Genomic DNA, 230 nt, shown 5'->3' on the forward strand with positions numbered 1-230 from the left:
CGGGGATAGTCCGCACGCTTGGCAAAGAAGTTCTGGTATGCGCGCTCAAGGTCCTTCAGTGCATGCTGTAATGGATGTACCGGTGCATCCTTGAGCCAAGGTGTGTCCGCCCCATTGCGCCATGCTGTGAGCGCCTTAGCCATTGCCACGTAGCCGATGAACTTGCCACCGGCCTCGTGGTTCTGCTTCTGCAACGCCAGCGCCTTGTTGAAGACGAACCGGCACGAGCC

At 59.1% G+C, this 230-nt stretch carries 1 protein-coding gene; it reads right to left on the reverse strand.

Annotated features, from left to right (window positions below):
* On the reverse strand, nucleotides 1-230 hold a 230-nt coding region (locus ACYP5B_RS50375), incomplete at both ends, for a helix-turn-helix domain-containing protein (RefSeq protein WP_459574967.1).

The organism is Cupriavidus sp. 8B, from assembly GCF_054589115.1.